At 66.7% G+C, this 16,778-nt stretch carries 14 protein-coding genes; 6 read left to right on the top strand and 8 right to left on the bottom strand.

Going from position 1 to position 16,778, the window contains the following annotated elements; genetic code table 11:
* Positions 1 to 19 precede the first annotated feature (19 nt).
* The 4 genes from rlmH to AC1DOP_RS08360 all read left to right on the top strand — a co-directional run bounded on the left by rlmH (position 20) and on the right by AC1DOP_RS08360 (position 4,126).
* Positions 20 to 490: a 23S rRNA (pseudouridine(1915)-N(3))-methyltransferase RlmH gene (gene rlmH, locus AC1DOP_RS08345; RefSeq protein ID WP_075793150.1), complete on the top strand. Its 471-nt coding sequence runs from the start codon at positions 20 to 22 to the stop codon at positions 488 to 490.
* A 23-nt stretch (positions 491 to 513) separates the two neighbouring features.
* Positions 514 to 1,134 (top strand): Maf family protein, encoded by a 621-nt coding sequence (locus tag AC1DOP_RS08350; protein ID WP_477250747.1) that lies wholly within the window; start codon positions 514 to 516, stop codon positions 1,132 to 1,134.
* A gap of 101 nt (positions 1,135 to 1,235) precedes the next feature.
* Positions 1,236 to 2,714 (top strand): ribonuclease G, encoded by a 1,479-nt coding sequence (gene rng, locus AC1DOP_RS08355; RefSeq protein ID WP_477250748.1) that lies wholly within the window; start codon positions 1,236 to 1,238, stop codon positions 2,712 to 2,714.
* 308 nt (positions 2,715 to 3,022) lie between these two features.
* Positions 3,023 to 4,126: a glycosyltransferase family 9 protein gene (locus AC1DOP_RS08360; protein ID WP_477250749.1), complete on the top strand. Its 1,104-nt coding sequence runs from the start codon at positions 3,023 to 3,025 to the stop codon at positions 4,124 to 4,126.
* A gap of 6 nt (positions 4,127 to 4,132) precedes the next feature.
* Here the strand turns inward: AC1DOP_RS08360 and AC1DOP_RS08365 are convergent, their stop codons facing one another.
* From AC1DOP_RS08365 to AC1DOP_RS08395, 7 genes are all read right to left on the bottom strand, one after another.
* A complete protein-coding gene (locus AC1DOP_RS08365) occupies positions 4,133 to 4,951 on the bottom strand; it encodes an ABC transporter substrate-binding protein (RefSeq protein ID WP_477250750.1) in 819 nt (272 codons plus the stop codon).
* A 16-nt stretch (positions 4,952 to 4,967) separates the two neighbouring features.
* Complete coding sequence (locus tag AC1DOP_RS08370; protein WP_477250863.1) at positions 4,968 to 5,660, bottom strand: energy-coupling factor ABC transporter ATP-binding protein; 693 nt, start codon at positions 5,658 to 5,660, stop codon at positions 4,968 to 4,970.
* Positions 5,661 to 5,683: 23 nt separating this feature from the next.
* Positions 5,684 to 6,385 carry an ABC transporter permease gene (locus AC1DOP_RS08375; RefSeq protein ID WP_441934810.1) on the bottom strand — a complete coding sequence of 234 codons (702 nt, stop codon included), beginning with the start codon at positions 6,383 to 6,385 and terminating at the stop codon, positions 5,684 to 5,686.
* Positions 6,386 to 6,510: 125 nt separating this feature from the next.
* Complete coding sequence (locus AC1DOP_RS08380; RefSeq protein ID WP_477250751.1) at positions 6,511 to 7,380, bottom strand: formate dehydrogenase accessory sulfurtransferase FdhD; 870 nt, start codon at positions 7,378 to 7,380, stop codon at positions 6,511 to 6,513.
* 4 nt (positions 7,381 to 7,384) lie between these two features.
* A complete protein-coding gene (gene fdhF, locus AC1DOP_RS08385; RefSeq protein ID WP_441934808.1) occupies positions 7,385 to 10,189 on the bottom strand; it encodes a formate dehydrogenase subunit alpha in 2,805 nt (934 codons plus the stop codon).
* Positions 10,186 to 11,910, bottom strand: coding sequence for an NAD(P)H-dependent oxidoreductase subunit E (locus tag AC1DOP_RS08390; RefSeq protein WP_477250752.1), 1,725 nt, complete (start codon positions 11,908 to 11,910; stop codon positions 10,186 to 10,188). Before AC1DOP_RS08390 ends, fdhF begins: the two co-directional genes overlap by 4 nt.
* Before the next feature lie 135 nt (positions 11,911 to 12,045).
* The gene (locus AC1DOP_RS08395) at positions 12,046 to 13,740 is read right to left on the bottom strand and encodes an OFA family MFS transporter (protein WP_477250753.1); all 1,695 of its coding nucleotides are present in this window, start codon (positions 13,738 to 13,740) and stop codon (positions 12,046 to 12,048) included.
* A gap of 130 nt (positions 13,741 to 13,870) precedes the next feature.
* Here AC1DOP_RS08395 and AC1DOP_RS08400 point away from each other — a divergent pair, with 130 nt between their 5' ends.
* Both AC1DOP_RS08400 and AC1DOP_RS08405 read left to right on the top strand, forming a co-directional pair.
* Positions 13,871 to 14,992 (top strand): substrate-binding domain-containing protein, encoded by a 1,122-nt coding sequence (locus AC1DOP_RS08400; protein ID WP_441934805.1) that lies wholly within the window; start codon positions 13,871 to 13,873, stop codon positions 14,990 to 14,992.
* Positions 14,989 to 16,500, top strand: a complete 1,512-nt coding sequence (locus AC1DOP_RS08405; protein ID WP_441934804.1) for a class I adenylate-forming enzyme family protein — start codon at positions 14,989 to 14,991, stop codon at positions 16,498 to 16,500. Before AC1DOP_RS08400 ends, AC1DOP_RS08405 begins: the two co-directional genes overlap by 4 nt.
* Here AC1DOP_RS08405 and AC1DOP_RS08410 read toward each other — a convergent pair.
* On the bottom strand, positions 16,497 to 16,733 hold the full coding sequence (locus AC1DOP_RS08410; RefSeq protein WP_441934803.1) for a hypothetical protein: 237 nt from the start codon (positions 16,731 to 16,733) through the stop codon (positions 16,497 to 16,499). The genes AC1DOP_RS08405 and AC1DOP_RS08410 overlap by 4 nt on opposite strands.
* Positions 16,734 to 16,778 lie beyond the last annotated feature (45 nt).

Here is a 16,778-nt window from a genome sequence, read left to right on the forward strand (position 1 = left end):
CGTCGGATAAGTTTCAATAATGCAGTTGATCATTGCCGCGGTCGGCCACAAGATGCCGGCCTGGATCGAGACCGGTTTTGCCGAGTACGTCAAGCGCATGCCTCCCGAGCTGCGCATCGTGCTCAAGGAAATCAAGCCGGTCGAGCGTTCGGGCAGCAAGACCGCGGCCACCGCGATGGCGCTCGAACGCGAGCGCATCGAAGCCGTGTTGCCGAAGGGGGTGCGCATCATCGCCCTCGACGAGCGCGGCAAGGACCTCACCAGCGTCGGCCTGTCCCAGCAGCTGGAAGCCTGGCAGCAGGATGGGCGCGATGTCGCCTTCCTGATCGGCGGTGCCGACGGCCTCGATCCCGAACTGAAAGCCCGCGCCGATGGGCTGATCCGCATCTCGAGCATGACGCTGCCGCACGGAATCGTGCGGGTCATGCTGGCGGAGCAGCTGTATCGTGCCTGGTCGATCACCCAAAACCATCCCTACCACCGCGTTTAGGAAGCGTTCCGGCTTCTTCGAAGATGAAATTTCTCGATAAAAAGATCTACCTCGCCTCGAAGAGCCCACGCAGGCGCGAACTGCTGCGCCAGGTCGGCGTGGAATTCGAACTGCTCAGCCTGCGTACCGATCCCGCGCGCGGCGAGGACGTGAGCGAGGACGAGCATCCCGGCGAGGTGCCGCTCGACTATGTGGCCCGGGTGGCGCGCGAGAAAGGCGCCTTCGCCTGGAAGGTGCTGGCCCTGCGCCGCATGCCGCTGCGCCCGGTGCTGTCGGCCGATACCACCGTCACCATCGACGGCCGGATCCTCGGCAAGCCGGCCAATACCCAGGAAGCCGTGGCCATGCTGGAGAGCCTGTCCGGCCGCACCCACCAGGTGCTGACCTCGGTGGCCCTGCACTACATCGACATCGCCGAGCAGGTGACCCAGGTGTCCAATGTGCGCTTCGCCAAACTGAGTCCGGCCGACATCAAGGCTTATTGCGCCACCGCCGAGCCCTACGACAAGGCCGGCGCCTACGGCATCCAGGGCCTGGCGGCGCTGTTCATCGAACATATCGAGGGCAGCCATTCGGGCATCATGGGCTTGCCGGTGTTCGAGACGGCGCAGCTGCTTCGGAAGGCTGGCGTTAGGTCCTTCTGAACGGGCGCCGGGGTCTCAGGTATTTTGGCTGGAACGGTCGAGCTGTCCACCCTACGCTGGTATGATGGCGCCTTGAACATTTCACGCACGGCCCTAGCCACATGACTGAAGACATCCTGATCAATATCACCCCACAGGAAACGCGTGTCGCGCTGGTGGTACAGGGAGCCGTGCAGGAGCTGCACATCGAGCGCACGCTCACGCGCGGCCTGGCAGGCAATGTCTATTCGGGCAAGGTGGTACGCGTGCTGCCCGGGATGCAATCGGCCTTCATCGACATCGGCCTGGAACGTGCCGCCTTCTTGCACGTGGCCGACATCTGGGAAGCCCGTCCCCACGACAACAATGGCGGCGGCAACGTCAACGCCGCGCCGACGCCCATCGAAAAAATCCTGTTCGACGGCCAGGTGCTGACCGTGCAGGTGATCAAGGACCCGATCGGCACCAAGGGCGCGCGCCTGTCGACCCAGATCTCGATCGCCGGCCGCATGCTGGTCTACCTCCCGCAGGACAAGCATATCGGCATCTCGCAGAAGATCGAGAAGGAATCCGAGCGCGAGGCCCTGCGCGCGCGCATGCAGGGCCTGCTGCCGCCGGAAGAAAAAGGCGGCTACATCGTGCGCACCCAGGCCGAAGACGCTTCCGACGCCGACCTGGCGGCCGACATCGACTACCTGCGCAAGACCTGGGGCGCGATCCTGCAGGGCGCGCGCACCCGTCCCGCCACCAGCCTGCTGTACCAGGACCTGAACCTGGCCCAGCGCGTGCTGCGCGACTTCGTGCACGACGAGACGGCGGCGATCCTGGTCGACTCGCGCGAGAACTACCTGAAGCTGGTCGAATTCGCCCAGGTCTACACGCCCAGCGTGCTGTCGCGCCTGCAGCATTACACCGGCGAGCGCCCGCTGTTCGACCTCTATGGCGTCGAGGAAGAGATCCTGCGCGCGCTGGGCCGCCGCGTCGACCTGAAATCGGGCGGCTACCTGATCGTCGACCAGACCGAGGCGATGACGACCATCGACGTGAATACCGGCGGCTTCGTCGGCGGACGCAATTTTGCCGACACCATCTTCAAGACCAACCTCGAGGCGGCCCACGCGATCGCGCGCCAGCTCCGCCTGCGCAACCTGGGCGGCATCATCATCCTCGACTTCATCGACATGGAGAACAACGAGCACCGCAACGCCGTGCTGGCGGAGCTCAAGAAAACCCTGTCGCGCGACCGCACCAAGGTGTCCGTCAGCGGCTTCTCGGCCCTGGGCCTGGTCGAGATGACCAGGAAGCGCACCCGCGAGTCGCTGGCACACATCCTGTGCGAGCCCTGCCCGGCCTGCGGCGGCAAGGGACAGGTCAAGACCTCGCGCACCATCTGCTACGAGATCCTGCGCGAGCTGCTGCGCGAGGCCAAGCAGTTCAACCCGCGCGAATTCCGCATCCTGGCATCGCAGGAGGTGGTCGACCTGTTCCTGGAAGAGGAATCGCAGCACCTGGCGATGCTGGGGGACTTCATCGGCAAGACGATCTCGCTGCAGGTCGAAAAAGGTTATCACCAGGAGCAGTACGACGTGATTCTGATGTGAGCTTTACACGTCAGTTTCGCCAGATGTAACTCATGCATTTGTCATAGTACTCAGATGCTGTTGCTGCTACAGGACAATAGCGTTAAAAATCCCGATAGGGGCAACGCACTTGCCCAGTTTGGACTACAATTTGTGACAATTTGCTGATAATTCGAGAGTTGGCGGTACCGCGGTTTCAAGCGATGGCTTGCTATGAGCGGCCAGCCGACCGCTAGGCGCTGCCAAACGTCCGATCGACGGTTGGCAGGCTTCCTGATTGACCACTGGCGGCGTCGGTTTTTGTGCTGACTAGCGACCCGTAAGAGACAATGAACGACCCACTCATCCCTGCCGATTTGCTGAAGAAGTCGGACAAGATCCTGTTCATCGCCCATCTGGCGTTGGGCGATTATACATATCTGCAGAACTGCTTCCAGGCGTTCGCGCGGGCTTACCCGCACCTGAAGCTGCACCTGTGGGTCGACGAAGTCCGCCGTACCAGCGACTCGTCGCAATGGCCGCATCTTAAAAAGAACGTGCTGTACGACTGGCTCGATGCCTGCGATTTCATCGAGAAGGTCTACAAGCAGAACTACTCGCCGGACCTGTTCGAGGCCTCGATCAAGGAAGCCCGCGAGGAGCACTACCCGATCGTGGTTTCGCTCGGCACCCTGCGCCCGCATTTCTACGCCAACCTGGCCCGCCGCATCAGCCCGGACGGCTTCGTGGTCGGCCTGAAGAAGCCGATGGGCCTGTCCGGCCTGCCGCATTACTTCACCTACCGCAAGCTGGACGCCGCCCTCGATCCGGACGTGGCCGACCGTTCGATCGCGCCCCACATCAGCGACGTGCATGCGGAGTGGTTCCGCCGCCTGGCGAACGTGAACATCCCGCCGGCCGAGCGCATCCCCTTCGTCCACATCCCGGAACGCTTCGTCGAGGGCGCCAAGGCCCGCCTGCACGACTGGGGCTTCGACAAGCGCCAGGGCAAGCTGGTGTTCATCAACCCCTTCGCCAAGACCCGCAAGCGCTGCTGGCCAATCGAACGCGTGGCCGAACTGATCACCACCATGCGCGGCCAGCCGGAATGGCGCGACGCCTGCTTCATCGTCAACGCGGTGCCGCAGGAAGTCGAGCGCGTGAAGACCATGCTGACCGAGCGCCAGCTGGACCGCACCCAGCTGTTCAGCGCCAACGAGAACTTCTTCCAGCTGCCGGCCATGCTGGCCCAGTGCGACCTGATCGTCTCGGTGGAAACCGCCGTGATGCACCTGGCGAACGCCGTCGGCGTGCCGGTGGTGGCGCTGATGCGCCAGAAGACGCCGGAATGGGCGCCGGTCGACAAGGCCAACAGCACCGTGATCACGGCGCACCAGCGGCGCGATTGGGTGAAGGCGATTCCGGTGCAGGATGTGATGCACGCGCTGGCGTGATCCACCCTACCGTGCGGACGGGAAAAAGAGCTGCTCCCCAGCCGGTTTGAACGCCGCAATCTTCGCCTGCCCCTCCGGCGAAGTAATCCAGTCGATCAGCTGCTTCGCCCCCTTGTAGTTGATGTCCTTGTGCTTCTCCGGATTCACCGCGATGATGCCGTAGGGGTTGAACATGCGCTTGTCGCCTTCGACCAGGATCGCGAGGCCGGTCCTGGCTTTATACGCGCCGTAGGTGGCGCGGTCGGTCAGGGTGTAGGCGTTCATCTCGGCCGCCATGTTCAGCACCTCGCCCATGCCCAGGCCGGCCGACACGTAGTTGCTGCCCTGCGGCTTGGCACCGATCTCCTTCCAGTAGCCTCTCTCCATCACGTCGGTACCGGAATTGTCGCCGCGCGAGATGAACTTCACCTTGGTCGAGGCGATCTTCCTGAAGGCGCCCAGCACGTCGTGCATGCCCTTGACGCCGGCCGGGTCCGAGGTCGGGCCGACCACGATGAAGTCGTTGTACATCACGTCGTGGCGGTCGACGCCCCAGCCGTCAAGCACGAACTTGTCTTCGAGCTGGCGCGCGTGCACCAGGGTGACGTCGACGTCGCCGTTCTTGCCCAGCTCCAGGGCCTTGCCGGTGCCGACCGAGATCACCTTGACCTTGATGCCGTACTTCTGCTCGAAGCCGGGCAGCAGCCAGGACAGCAGGCCGGAATTCTCGGTACTGGTGGTGGTGGACAGGCGCAGCACTTTCGCATCCTGGGCCTGGGCCGGCGTAGTGGCCATCCCGAGGGTGGTGCCCAGGACCAGAGCGAGACTGAACAGACGGCGTTGCATGGTGTTCTCCTTGTTGTCAACGAACTTCGAGCTTCCCGTCGCGCAGCTTGAGGCGATGCACGCCGGGCAGGCCAATCAGGTCGCGGTCGTGGCAGGCGATGATGACGCTGCCTCCTGCTTCGACCACGGTGGGGATCAATTCGATCACCTGCTCGCGCGCCTGGCCGTCCAGGTTGGCGGTCGGTTCGTCGAGCAGCAGCAGTTTCGGCGACAGCACCCGGGCGCGCGCCAGCGCCACGCGCTGCCGCTCGCCGCCCGAGAGCCTGGCCGGATCGGCGTCGCGCAGGTGGGCGACGCCGGCCCAGGCCATCGCCTCCTCGACCCTGGCGGCCGCCTGGGCCTTCGGCAGGCCGCGCACGTGCAGGCCGTAGCCGATGTTGTGGGCGACGCTGGTCGAGAACATCACCGGATGCTGGTGCACGTAGACGATGGCTTCGCGCATCGCCTTCGGGTAGGGATGCGGGTTCACTTCCTGGCCCTCGAAGCGCATGCTGTCGACCTCGGCGCGTTCCAGGCCGCCCAGCACGCGCAGCAGGGTGCTCTTGCCGGCGCCGTTGATCCCGGTGAGCACGTAGGCGCTGTGGGTCGCGACCTCCATGCAGCCGATGTCGTACAGCAGGCGCTCGCCGTAGCGCTTGCGCAGGCCCTTCACGCCCAGCAGGGCGCGGCGCCGCTCGCCGCCGCTGCGCACCGCGGTACCCCTGACCATGCCCTGCAGCGAAATCGGCTGGATCATGCCCTGTCCTTCGCCGCATGGGCATCGCCCTGCAGCAGCATCAGCGCGCCGTTCATCAGCAGCGCAATCGATACCAGCACGATGCCCAGCGCGATCCCCTGCGCGAACTCGCCCTTGCTGGTTTCCAGGGCGATGGCGGTGGTGATGGTCCGCGTCTCGCCCTCGATATTCCCGCCCACCATCAGCGCGCAGCCGACTTCCGAGATCACCCGCCCGAAGCCGGACAGCACCGCCGCCATCACGCCGAAGCGGGCCTCGTGCAGCACCCGCAGCATCACCTGCAGGCGCGAGGCGCCCAGGGAGATCGCGGTCTCGGCATAGCGCGGATCGATGGCCTGCACCGCGGCCAGGGTGAAGGCCAGCAGCACCGGCAAGGCCACCACGAACTGGCCGGCGACGATGCCCGGCTGCGAGAACAGCCATTGCAGAGACCCCATCGGCCCGTGGCGCGACAGCAGCAGATACAGCAGCAATCCGATCAGCACGGTAGGCAGCGACAACGCCGCCTGCGCCAGCCAGATCGCGATGCGGCGCCCCGGAAAGCGGTGCAGGCCGATCAGGTAACCCAGCAGCACCGCCGGCGGCGTCGCCAGCAGCAGCCCGAACACGCTGGTCTTCAGCGAGACCCAGATGATGCGCCACAGGTCGGGGTCGCCCGTGAACAGCAGCGTGAAGGCGCGCAGGGTCGCGTCGAGCACGTTACATCGTCGTCCCCGCGCAGGCGGGGACCCAAGTTCTGCGGGCGTCACGATCGCGTTGGCAAACTTGGCCCCCCGCCTGCGCGGGGGCGACGTGGGGAATTGTCGCGGGAACGACGTAGTGCTTATGCATAGTGCCGCTGACGCTCCGCCTCCAGCGCGTCGAGGAAATCCGGTTCGAACACCAGCCGCTCCGCCCCCGTCAGCAGCAGGAAATGCCGGCCGCTGCAGCGCGCCAGCAGCGACATGCCGACCTTCTCCGCCACCATATGCCCCATCTGGGTGGTGCCGGAGCGCGACAGCAGGAAGGGGATGCCCATCTGGGCGCCCTTGATCACCATTTCCGAGGTCAGGCGGCCGGTGGTGTAGAAGACCTTGTCCCCGCCCTCGACGCCGTCCAGCCACATCAGCCCGGCGATGGCGTCGACTGCGTTGTGGCGGCCCACGTCCTCGACGAAATACAGCAGCTCGCCCGTGTTCGAGAACAGCGCGCAGCCGTGCACCGAACCGGCCTGCTTGTAGACCGACTGCTGGGTGCGGATGGTCTCGACGATGCGGTAGACGACCGACTGGGTCAGGCGCGCCTCATCAGGAAGACTGATGGAATCAACCTCATCCATCAGCCCGCCAAATATGGAACCCTGGCCGCAGCCGGTGGTGACGACCTTTTTCGCGGTGCGCTCCTCGACGCCGGTAATGCCCTTGCGGGTCACCACCGCCACCGCGTCCACCGACCAGTCGACCTGGATCGATACCACCTCGTCCAGCGAACGTATCAGGCGCTGGTTGCGCAGATAGCCCAGGGTCAGCGCTTCCGGCGCGCCGCCCAGGGTCATCAGGGTCACGAGTTCGCGCTTGTCGACGTAGATGGTCAGCGGGCGCTCGGCCGGGATGTGCAGGACGGAACGGCGTCCACGCTCGTCGATGGCCGTCACCTCGTGGGTGAGGCTGGCGCTTGCCTGGGACAGCAGAGGTCGATAGCGATGCTCGTTCATCTTGCTATTCTGCCACGGCAGCCAGAATCTGGCCGCCACCATAGGAACCCTGGCGTCCCACCTCCCCACCAAGGCGCACCTGGATCGCGCAGTACTTGAACTCGGGGATCTTGCCGAAGGGGTCGAGCGCCGAGTTGGTGAGCCGGTTGATCGCCGCCTCGTAGTAGCAGAACGGCACGAAGATGGCGCCGCGCGGCGAACTGTCGTCGGCGCGCGCATACAGGCTGACTTCACCGCGGCGCGAGGTGATGGTGATGACTTCGCCCGGCTTGCCTCCCATCGCCTCCAGGTCGAGCGGATGCACCAGGGCCACCGGATCGGGCTCGATCGCATCCAGCACGCCGGCGCGCCGGGTCATGCTGCCGGTATGCCAGTGCTCGAGCTGGCGGCCGGTGATCAGGACCATCGGGTACTCGGCGTCCGGACGCTCGTTGGCCGGGATGATGTCGGCCGGGACGAAGCGCGCCCTGCCCTTCTCCTCGCCAAGCCCGCGCGGGAAGTCTTCGACGAAGACCACCGGCTGGCCGGGGTCGCCCTCCGCCGTGCAGGGGTAGGTGACGGCGCCTTCGCGTTCCAGCCTGTCCCAGGTGATGCCGCCGATGCTGGGCATCAGCCTGCGCATCTCGTCGAACACCTCGGACACGTGGCCGTAGTTCCACCGCAGGCCTAGCTGCTTGGCCATCTGCTGGATGATCCACAGGTCCTGCCTGGCATCGCCCGGCGCTTGAATCGCCTGGCGGCCCAGCTGGACCACGCGGTCGGTGTTCGTGAAGGTGCCGGCCTTCTCGGCGAAGCTTGACGCCGGCAGGATCACGTCGGCCAGGTAGGCGGTCTCGGTCAGGAAGATGTCCTGCACCACCAGGCAGTCGAGCGCGGCCAGCGCCTCGCGCGCGTGATTCGCGTCCGGGTCGGACATGGCCGGGTTCTCGCCCATGATGTACATGCCCTTGATGCCGCCGGCAAGGATGTCGTCCATGATCTCGACCACGGTCAGGCCGGGCTTGTCGTCCAGCTGGGCGCCCCAGGCGGCTTCGAAGCGGGCCTTGGCCTGCGGGTTGTCGACGCGCTGGTAGTCCGGGTACATCATCGGGATCAGGCCGGCGTCGGAAGCGCCCTGCACATTGTTCTGGCCGCGCAGCGGATGCAGGCCGGTGCCGGGACGGCCGATCTGGCCGGTCATCAGGGCCAGCGCGATCAGGCAGCGCGCGTTGTCGGTGCCGTGCACGTGCTGCGAGACGCCCATGCCCCACAGGATCATCGAGCCCTTCGAGGTCGCGTACAGGCGCGCCACGTAGCGGATGGTGTCGGCATCGATGCCGCAGATCGGCGCCATCGTTTCCGGGCTATAGCCTTCGACGTTCTTCGCCAGCTCGTCGTAGCCGATGGTGCGGCTTTCGATGAAGCCCTTGTCGACCAGGCCTTCGGTGACGATCACGTGCATCATCGCGTTCAGCAGCGCGACGTCGGTGTCCGGCTTGAACTGCAGGTAGCGGTGGGCATGGCGCCCCAGTTCGGAGCGGCGCGGATCCATCACGATCAGCTTGGTGCCGGTGCGGACCGCGTTCTTCATCCAGGTGGCGGCCACCGGGTGGTTCACGGTCGGATTCGCGCCGATCACGACCACGACCTCGGCGCGGGTCACGTCCATCACCGGGTTCGAGACCGCGCCCGAGCCGATCCCCTCCAGCAGCGCGGCCACCGAGGACGCGTGGCACAGGCGGGTGCAGTGGTCGACGTTGTTGCTGCCGAAGCCGGTGCGCACCAGTTTCTGGAACAGGTAGGCTTCTTCGTTGCTGCCCTTGGCCGAGCCGAAGCCGGCCAGCGCGCGCTTGCCATGGGTGTCGCGGATGCGCGCCAGCGTGCCGCCGGCCAGTTCGAGCGCCTCTTCCCAGCTCGCTTCGCGGAACACCTCCATGACGGTGCTCGGGTCCATCGTGAAGTCGCCAGTCTTGGGCACGCCCGCGCGGCGGATCAGCGGTTTCGTGAGGCGATGCGGATGGTGGGCGTAGTCGAATCCGTAGCGGCCCTTCACGCACAGGCGGCCATGGTTGGCGGGGCCGTCGCGGCCCTCCACGTAGAGGATCTTGTTGTCCTTGACGTTGTAGGTCAGCTGGCAGCCGACGCCGCAATACGGACAGACCGAATCGACTTTTTTATCGGGGATGGAGAGCGCCGCATCGCGCGCCGGGCTCAGGGCGCCGGTCGGGCAGGCCTGCACGCATTCGCCGCAGGCCACGCAGGTGGAATTCCCCATCGGGTCATCCTGGTCGAACACGATTTTTGCGTTTTCGCCGCGGAAGGCCAGGCCGATCACGTCGTTGACCTGTTCGTCGCGGCAGGCGCGCAGGCAGCGCGTGCACTGGATGCAGGCGTCGAGGTTGACGGTGATCGCGGCGTGCGTGGCGTCCTGCTGCGGTTCGCTGCGCGTGGCCGGGAAGCGCGGCTTGCCGACGCCGAGCTTCGCCGCCCATACGTCGACTTCGTTATGGCGGGTGTACTCCTTCTCGGGCATGTCCGAGGCCAGCAGCTCCAGCACCATCTTCTGCGCCTTGACGGCGCGCTCGCTGTCGGTGGTGACCTTCATGCCCTGGATTGGCGCGCGGCAGCAGGACGGCGCCAGCACGCGCTCGCCGTCGATCTCGACCATGCAGGAGCGGCAGTTGCCGACCGCTTCCAGTCCTTCGGCATAGCAGAGGCGCGGGATTTCGATGCCTTCGCGGTCGGCGACTTCGATCAGGGTTTCGTGGCGCAGCGCCTGCACTTCCCTGCCGTTGATCGTGAAGGTGACTGTCTGGAGGCTCGCGTTCATGGTTGCACCTGCTGGCTTGCGTTCAAACTGAGTTCATGCGGGAAGTACTTGATCACGCAATCGAAGGGATTCGGCGCGGCCTGGCCCAGGCCGCAAATCGATGCGTCGCGCATCACCTGGGACAGTTCGCCCAGCAGCCCGGTATCCCACTGCGCCTGCTCCATCAGGGCCACGGCCTTGGCGGTGCCGGCGCGGCAGGGCGTGCACTGGCCGCAGGATTCGTCCTTGAAGAAGCGCAGCGTGTTCAGGGCCGCGGCCTTGGCCGTGTCCTGGGTTGAGAGCACCACCACGGCGGCCGAACCGATGAAGCAGCCGTAGGCTTGCAAGGTGTCGAAGTCGAGCGGGATGTCGCCCATCGAGGCCGGCAGGATGCCGCCCGAGGCGCCGCCCGGCAGGTAGGCGTAGAACTGGTGGCCGTCCTGCATGCCGCCGCAGTATTCCTCGATCAGCTCGGTGATCGTGATGCCGGCCGGGGCCAGCTTGACGCCCGGGTCGCGCACCCGGCCCGAGACCGAGAACGAGCGCAGTCCCTTGCGCCCATGGCGGCCGTGGCTGGCGAAGTGTTCCGGGCCCTGCTCGACGATGTCGCGCACCCAGTGCAGGGTTTCGACATTGTGTTCCAGGGTTGGACGGCCGAACAGGCCGACCTGGGCCACGTAGGGCGGACGCAGGCGGGGCATGCCGCGCTTGCCTTCGATCGACTCGATCATGGCCGACTCCTCGCCGCAGATGTAGGCGCCGGCGCCGCGGCGCAGGACGATCTCCGGCATGCCGTCCATGAAGGGCTCGGCGCGTAACAGCGCCAGCTCGGCTTCCAGCATGGCGCGCAGGCCGTGGTATTCGTCGCGCAGGTAGATATAGATGGTCTCGATGCCGACCGCCCAGGCGGCGATCAGGGCGCCTTCCAGGAAGCGGTGCGGGTCGCGCTCGAGGTAGACGCGGTCCTTGAAGGTGCCGGGTTCGCCTTCGTCGATGTTGATTGCCATGAGGCGCGGACCCGCTTCGGCGCGCACGATGCGCCACTTGCGGCCGGCCGGGAAGCCTGCGCCGCCCAAGCCGCGCAGGCCGGAGGCTTCCAGCGCAGTGATCACGCTCTCGACCTCGCGGCGGCCTTCGACGCAGTCGCGCAGCAGCGCATAACCGCCCTTGCCGCGGTAGGCCGCCAGGCCGTCGTGGTTCTGGTGGATATCGGTGGTTTCCTTCGTCGCCACCTTGGCCAGCAGGGTTTCCACGCTCGCGCGCGGCACCGGATGCTGGCCGACCAGGGCCGCCGGCGCCTGCTCGCAGCGGCCGACGCAAGGCGCCGCCAGCACCCTCACCTCGGTGCCGAGGATGGCCGGCAGCTTGTCGAGCAGTGCCTGGGCACCCGCCATCTCGCAGGACAGGCCGGCGCAGACGCGCACGGTGATCGGGGCCGGCGCTTCCTCCCCGTCGCGCAGCACGTCGAAGTGGTGATAGAAGCTGGCGACTTCGTAAACCTCCGATTGCGCCAGTTTCAGCTCCTGGGCCAGCGCCGCCAGGTGCCTGGCTGCCACGCAGCCGAACGCGTCCTGGATCCGGTGCAGGTATTCGATCAGCAGATCGCGCCGGCGCGGGCTGTCGCCCAGCAGGTCCTGCACCTCGCGCAGGGCCTGGGGGTCGGCACGCCGGCCCTTGGGCGCCTCGCGCTTGCGCTGGCGGCTGGCGCCCTGCACGGCGATGGGGATGACGGGATGGTTCATGGCGGTATTCCTGTAATGCGTGTTACGTATTTCGATCGATTTGCCAAGGTCCGGTGTCGTGGGGTGGGCACTCCGTGCCCACGCGTGACGGTCAACGTAAGGCAGGCGTCACGCGTGGGCGGAGGACCGCCCACCCTACTTGAAGAGAACGATCGCCTTCTGCAGCGTGATCCACATGCCGATCGCCAGCGGAATGCCGACCGCGGCCCAGGCCAGCAGCGTCACCAGCGCGCCGCCCGCGGCGACCGGTGCCGCAGTCATGGCGGCGGCGCCGGACACGCCGGCGACCACGCTGTCGCTGCCGGCGGCAGCGGCGGCACGGCTGCCGGCCGAGGCGGCGACGTCGCGCTCATGGGCGCGGCGCTTCTCTTCCGCCAGTTCGGCGTCGCTCATGAAGTACTTGTCGGCCACCGGGCGCACCAGCAGGTTGCAGACGAAGCCCAGCACGAGTAAAGCGGCCATCGCGTACATCGCGGTGTCGTAGGCCTGGGCCTTGGCGACGCCGTGCGCGATCTGGTATTCGCGGATGTAGTTGACCAGGTTCGGGCCCAGCAGGCCGGCGGCGGCCCAGGCGGTCAGCAGGCCGCCGTGGATCGCGCCCACCATCTGGGTGCCGAACAGGTCGGCCAGGTAGGCCGGCACGGTCGAGAAGCCGCCGCCGTACATCGACAGGATGATGCAGAAGGACAGCACGAACAGGGCCAGGTGGCCGCCGTGCGCGAAGCTCGGGATCGCCGAGTACAGCACGAAGCCCAGCACCAGGAACACGAAGTAGGTCATCTTGCGGCCGATGTAGTCGGAGCAGGTGGCCCAGGCGAAGCGGCCGCCGATGTTAAACAGCGACAGCAGGCCGGTGAAGCCGGCAGCGATGGTCGCGATCTGCGCCTTCTGCGCGGTGTCCAGTTCGTTGAAGGCGGCGGTCACGCCGATCAGGCGGCCGCCGAACACTTCCTGCAGCAGCGGCGACGCCATCGCCAGGATGCCGATGCCGGCCGAGACGTTCAGGAACAGCACCAGCCACACCAGCCAGAACTGCGGGGTGCTCCAGGCGCGCTTCACGTGCACGTGGCGGTTGGTGATCAGGGTCTTGCCGCTCTTGGCGGGGGCGGTCCAGCCTTCCGGCTTCCAGCCGTTGGCCGGCACGCGGTAGGACAGCGCGCCCACCATCATGAACACGAAATAGATCGCGGCCAGGGCCAGGAAGGTTTCCCACACGCCCACCGAGGTCGGGGTGGCGAAGTGCTTCATCAGCTTGTCGGCCAGCGGTGCGCCGATCATGGCGCCGCCGCCGAAGCCCATGATGGCCATGCCGGTCGCCATGCCGCGGCGGTCGGGGAACCATTTGATCAGGGTGGAAACCGGCGAGATATAGCCGAGACCGAGGCCGATGCCGCCGATGACACCCGAACCCAGCCACATCAGCCAGATCTGGTGCTTGTAGATGCCCAGCGCCGAGATCACCAGGCCGCCGCACCAGCACAGCGCCGAGACGACGCCGGCCTTGCGCGGACCCGCGTGTTCGAGCCAGCCGCCGAACAGCGCGGTGGACAGGCCCAGGAACAGGAAGAACAAGGAGAACATCCAGCCCAGCATCGAGATCTTCCAGTCGCAGGTGGTGGACGTGATCTCGGCGAAAAAGCTCATGTCGGCCGGGCAGGCCAGCGATTCCTTGATGCCGATGGCCTTCGACAGCGGCAGCCAGAACACCGAGAACCCATACGCCATGCCGATGCACAGGTGAATCGCCAAGGCCGCCGGCGGCACCAGCCAGCGGTTGAAGCCGGGTCTGGCGATGGTGTGCTCCTTGTCCAGCTTATCCAGTAATGCCATGTCTCCTCCGTATTTTTTATTCGAACTAATATGTTTTAAAAAGCATATACTTCTGGCTTACTTTTACTGCAATGCCAAGCGTATCATGGCCTCTTTCTGTCAGAAATAGGCTTTATTTAGCATATAAACCATGCTCAAGGTCCACATCCGCCCGCACTGGGAAATCAGTTTCAACAATGACGCGCCGCTCGACACGGCAACCCTGCTGGCGCTGCTGCTGGCGATCCAGGACCAGGGGTCGATCGCGGCGGCGGCCAAGGCGGCCGGCCTGTCCTACCGCTATGCCTGGGGTGTGCTGCGCGAAGCCGAGGAGCTGTTCGGCGAGCCCCTGCTCGAAACCGGGCGCGGACGCGGCACCCGCCTGACCCTGCTCGCGCAAAAGCTGGTGTGGGCCGACCGCCGCATCGCCGCGCGCCTGTCGCCGACGCTGGACAGCCTGGCATCCGAACTCGAGACCGAACTGGGCAAGCTGCGCATGCGCGGCATCGGCATGCACTCGGTGCGCATCGATGCCAGCCACGGCTTCGCGGTGGCCTCCCTCACCGGCTACCTAGACAAGCTCGAACTGCCGGTCGAGCTGCGCTACCGCACCAGCCTGGATGCGGTGGCCGCGCTGGCGCGGCGCGAGTGCGACCTGGCCGGCTTCCACGTCCCGGAGGGCGAATTCGAAGAAGCGACGGCGCGCCGCTACCTGCGCTGGCTGGATCCGGAGCGGCACTGCCTGGTCCACCTGTGCGAACGCCAGCAGGGCCTGCTGGTCGCGCCCGGCAATCCGCTCGGCATCGCCGGCCTGGGCGACCTGGTGCGCCCTGGCCTGCGCTTCGTGAACCGCCAGGCCGGCTCCGGTACCCGCATGCTGCTCGACATGATGCTCGACCGCGAGGGCATCGACCGTGAAGCGATCAACGGCTGGAACAGCGCCGAGTTCACCCACTCGGCGGTGGCTGCCTACATCGCCAGCGGCATGGCCGACGTCGGCGTCGGCATGCGCACCGCGGCCGAGCAGTTCAAGCTCGGCTTCATCCCGCTGGTACGCGAACGCTACTTCTTCGCCGTCCACCTGGACGCCCTCCAGGACAGCCTGATGGCCCAGCTGCTGGCGATCCTGCGCCAGCCCGGCTATCACCGCCTGGTCGACGCCCTGCCCGGCTACGACGCCAACCGTACCGGCAGCATCGAATCGCTAGCGGAAGCCTTCGGCGCCGCGGGCGCATCGCGCCGGGCCCCGTCCGAAGCGGGAGCGGCAACATGACGCACATCGACGTGGAAGCCCTGCTTACCGCCCTCCCTGCGCGCATCGACGCCATCGTGCGCCGGCATGCGCGGACGGCGCCGGACGCGCCGGCCCTGCGCGAAGACGGCCGCACGCTCGGCTATCGCGAGCTGGAAAACGGCATCGACGCCTGCGCCGCCTGGCTGCGCGACCTGGGTGTGCAGGCCGGCGAGCGGGTGATGCTGGTCAGCGAGAACTGCGTGGCCCAGGTCGCGGCGCTGTTCGCGATCGCCAGCCTGGACGCCTGCTTCGTCAATGTGAACGCGCGCCTGACGGCGCCTGAGCTGGAGACGATCCGCAGCCATTGCGGGGCGCGCGTGGTGCTGTACACGGCCGCCGTCTCTGCCGATGCGGCCGCCCATGCGGCAAGCGCCGGCGCGGGTGCCCATGCGCACGGCGGGCTGGTGGCCAGCGTGCATGCGGACAGCGCCGAGCCGGTGCCGGCCGCCGGATCGCCGGCCGCCCTGGTCTACACCACCGGTACCACCGGTAATCCCAAGGGTGTGATGCTCAGCCATCGCAACCTGCTGTTCGTGGCGGCCGTCTCGAGCCGCCTGCGCGGCCTGGCACCGGGCGACCTGGCGTACGGCGTGCTGCCGGTCTCGCACGTCTATGGCCTCAGCTCGGTGCTGCTGGGGACACTCTACGCGGGCGCCTGCCTGCAGCTCGCGCCGCGCTTCACGCCGCAGGCCATGCTGGAGGCGATCCGCGGCGGCGAACTGACTATCGTGCAGGGCGTGCCGGCCATGTATGCGCGCCTGCTGGAGCTGTGCGCCGCCGAAGGAGGCGGGCCGCAGGGCTCCCCGGCGCCGCTGGCCTCGCGGCTGCGCTTCGCCTACGCCGGCGGCTCGCCGCTCGACCCCACGCTCAAGCGCGACGTGGAGCGTCTGCTCGGCGTGCCGCTGCATAACGGCTACGGCCTGACCGAGGCAGCGCCCACGGTCAGCCAGACCCGCCTGGATGCGCCACGCGCCGACACCTCGGTCGGCCATGCGATCCCGGGCGTCGAGCTGCGGGTCGACGGGACCGACGGCAAGCTGTTCGTGCGCGGTCCCAACGTGATGCTGGGCTACTACCGCGATCCGGCGGGCACCGCCGCCGTGCTGGACGCGGACGGCTGGCTCGACACCGGCGACCTGGCGCGTCAGGGTCCGGACGGCGCCCTCTTCATCGACGGACGCAGCAAGGAGCTGATCATCCGTTCCGGTTTCAAGGTCTATCCGCTGGAGGTGGAGACGGTGCTGAACGCGCACCCGGCGGTGACGCAGTCGGCGGTGATCGGGCGCGCACTGGAGAGTGGCAACGAGGAAGTCGTGGCCTTCGTCCAGCCGGCGGCCGGCACGGCCCTGGCGGCGGACGAGCTGCTGGACTGGGCCGGCGCCCGCCTCGCCCCCTACAAGCGCCCCGCGCGCATCGTCTTCATGGACAGCCTGCCGGCGGCGCCGAGCGGCAAGGTGCTCAAGCACCGGCTCAAATTGCAGGCTTAACGGCGCCGTTTCTTCCAGTCGTAATCGGGTCCGGTCACGTCCACGCCCGGATGCCCGACCACGTCCGGGTGCTCCGAGCACATGGTGATGAAGCGCACCGCCTCGCCCGCGCGCTGGCGTGCGCGCAGCTCTTCCATGAACTTCATGGCGGCGATCATGTCACTCGTATCGAAGGGCTGTGCATGCGGCACGCCGCTCTCGTCCTCGATGGTGGTCCAATACACCATATACATCCATCTCTCCTCTTTCCTCGTCGATTTCGCGGCATTTTCTCATCT

It is taken from the genome of Massilia sp. 01N410 (genome assembly GCF_056399665.1).

Bases quoted from the DNA above. Each gene is read 5' to 3' on its own strand.
- AC1DOP_RS08405 (WP_441934804.1), top strand. From the start codon at position 14,989: ATGACGCACATCGACGTGGAAGCCCTGCTTACCGCCCTCCCTGCGCGC.
- AC1DOP_RS08350 (WP_477250747.1), top strand. From the start codon at position 514: ATGAAATTTCTCGATAAAAAGATCTACCTCGCCTCGAAGAGCCCACGC.
- rlmH (WP_075793150.1), top strand. From the start codon at position 20: ATGCAGTTGATCATTGCCGCGGTCGGCCACAAGATGCCGGCCTGGATC.
- AC1DOP_RS08395 (WP_477250753.1), bottom strand. From the start codon at position 13,740: ATGGCATTACTGGATAAGCTGGACAAGGAGCACACCATCGCCAGACCC.
- AC1DOP_RS08370 (WP_477250863.1), bottom strand. From the start codon at position 5,660: ATGGTCAGGGGTACCGCGGTGCGCAGCGGCGGCGAGCGGCGCCGCGCC.
- AC1DOP_RS08360 (WP_477250749.1), top strand. From the start codon at position 3,023: ATGAACGACCCACTCATCCCTGCCGATTTGCTGAAGAAGTCGGACAAG.
- AC1DOP_RS08410 (WP_441934803.1), bottom strand. From the start codon at position 16,733: ATGTATATGGTGTATTGGACCACCATCGAGGACGAGAGCGGCGTGCCG.
- fdhF (WP_441934808.1), bottom strand. From the start codon at position 10,189: ATGAACGCGAGCCTCCAGACAGTCACCTTCACGATCAACGGCAGGGAA.
- AC1DOP_RS08390 (WP_477250752.1), bottom strand. From the start codon at position 11,910: ATGAACCATCCCGTCATCCCCATCGCCGTGCAGGGCGCCAGCCGCCAG.
- AC1DOP_RS08365 (WP_477250750.1), bottom strand. From the start codon at position 4,951: ATGCAACGCCGTCTGTTCAGTCTCGCTCTGGTCCTGGGCACCACCCTC.
- AC1DOP_RS08380 (WP_477250751.1), bottom strand. From the start codon at position 7,380: ATGAACGAGCATCGCTATCGACCTCTGCTGTCCCAGGCAAGCGCCAGC.
- AC1DOP_RS08400 (WP_441934805.1), top strand. From the start codon at position 13,871: ATGCTCAAGGTCCACATCCGCCCGCACTGGGAAATCAGTTTCAACAAT.
- rng (WP_477250748.1), top strand. From the start codon at position 1,236: ATGACTGAAGACATCCTGATCAATATCACCCCACAGGAAACGCGTGTC.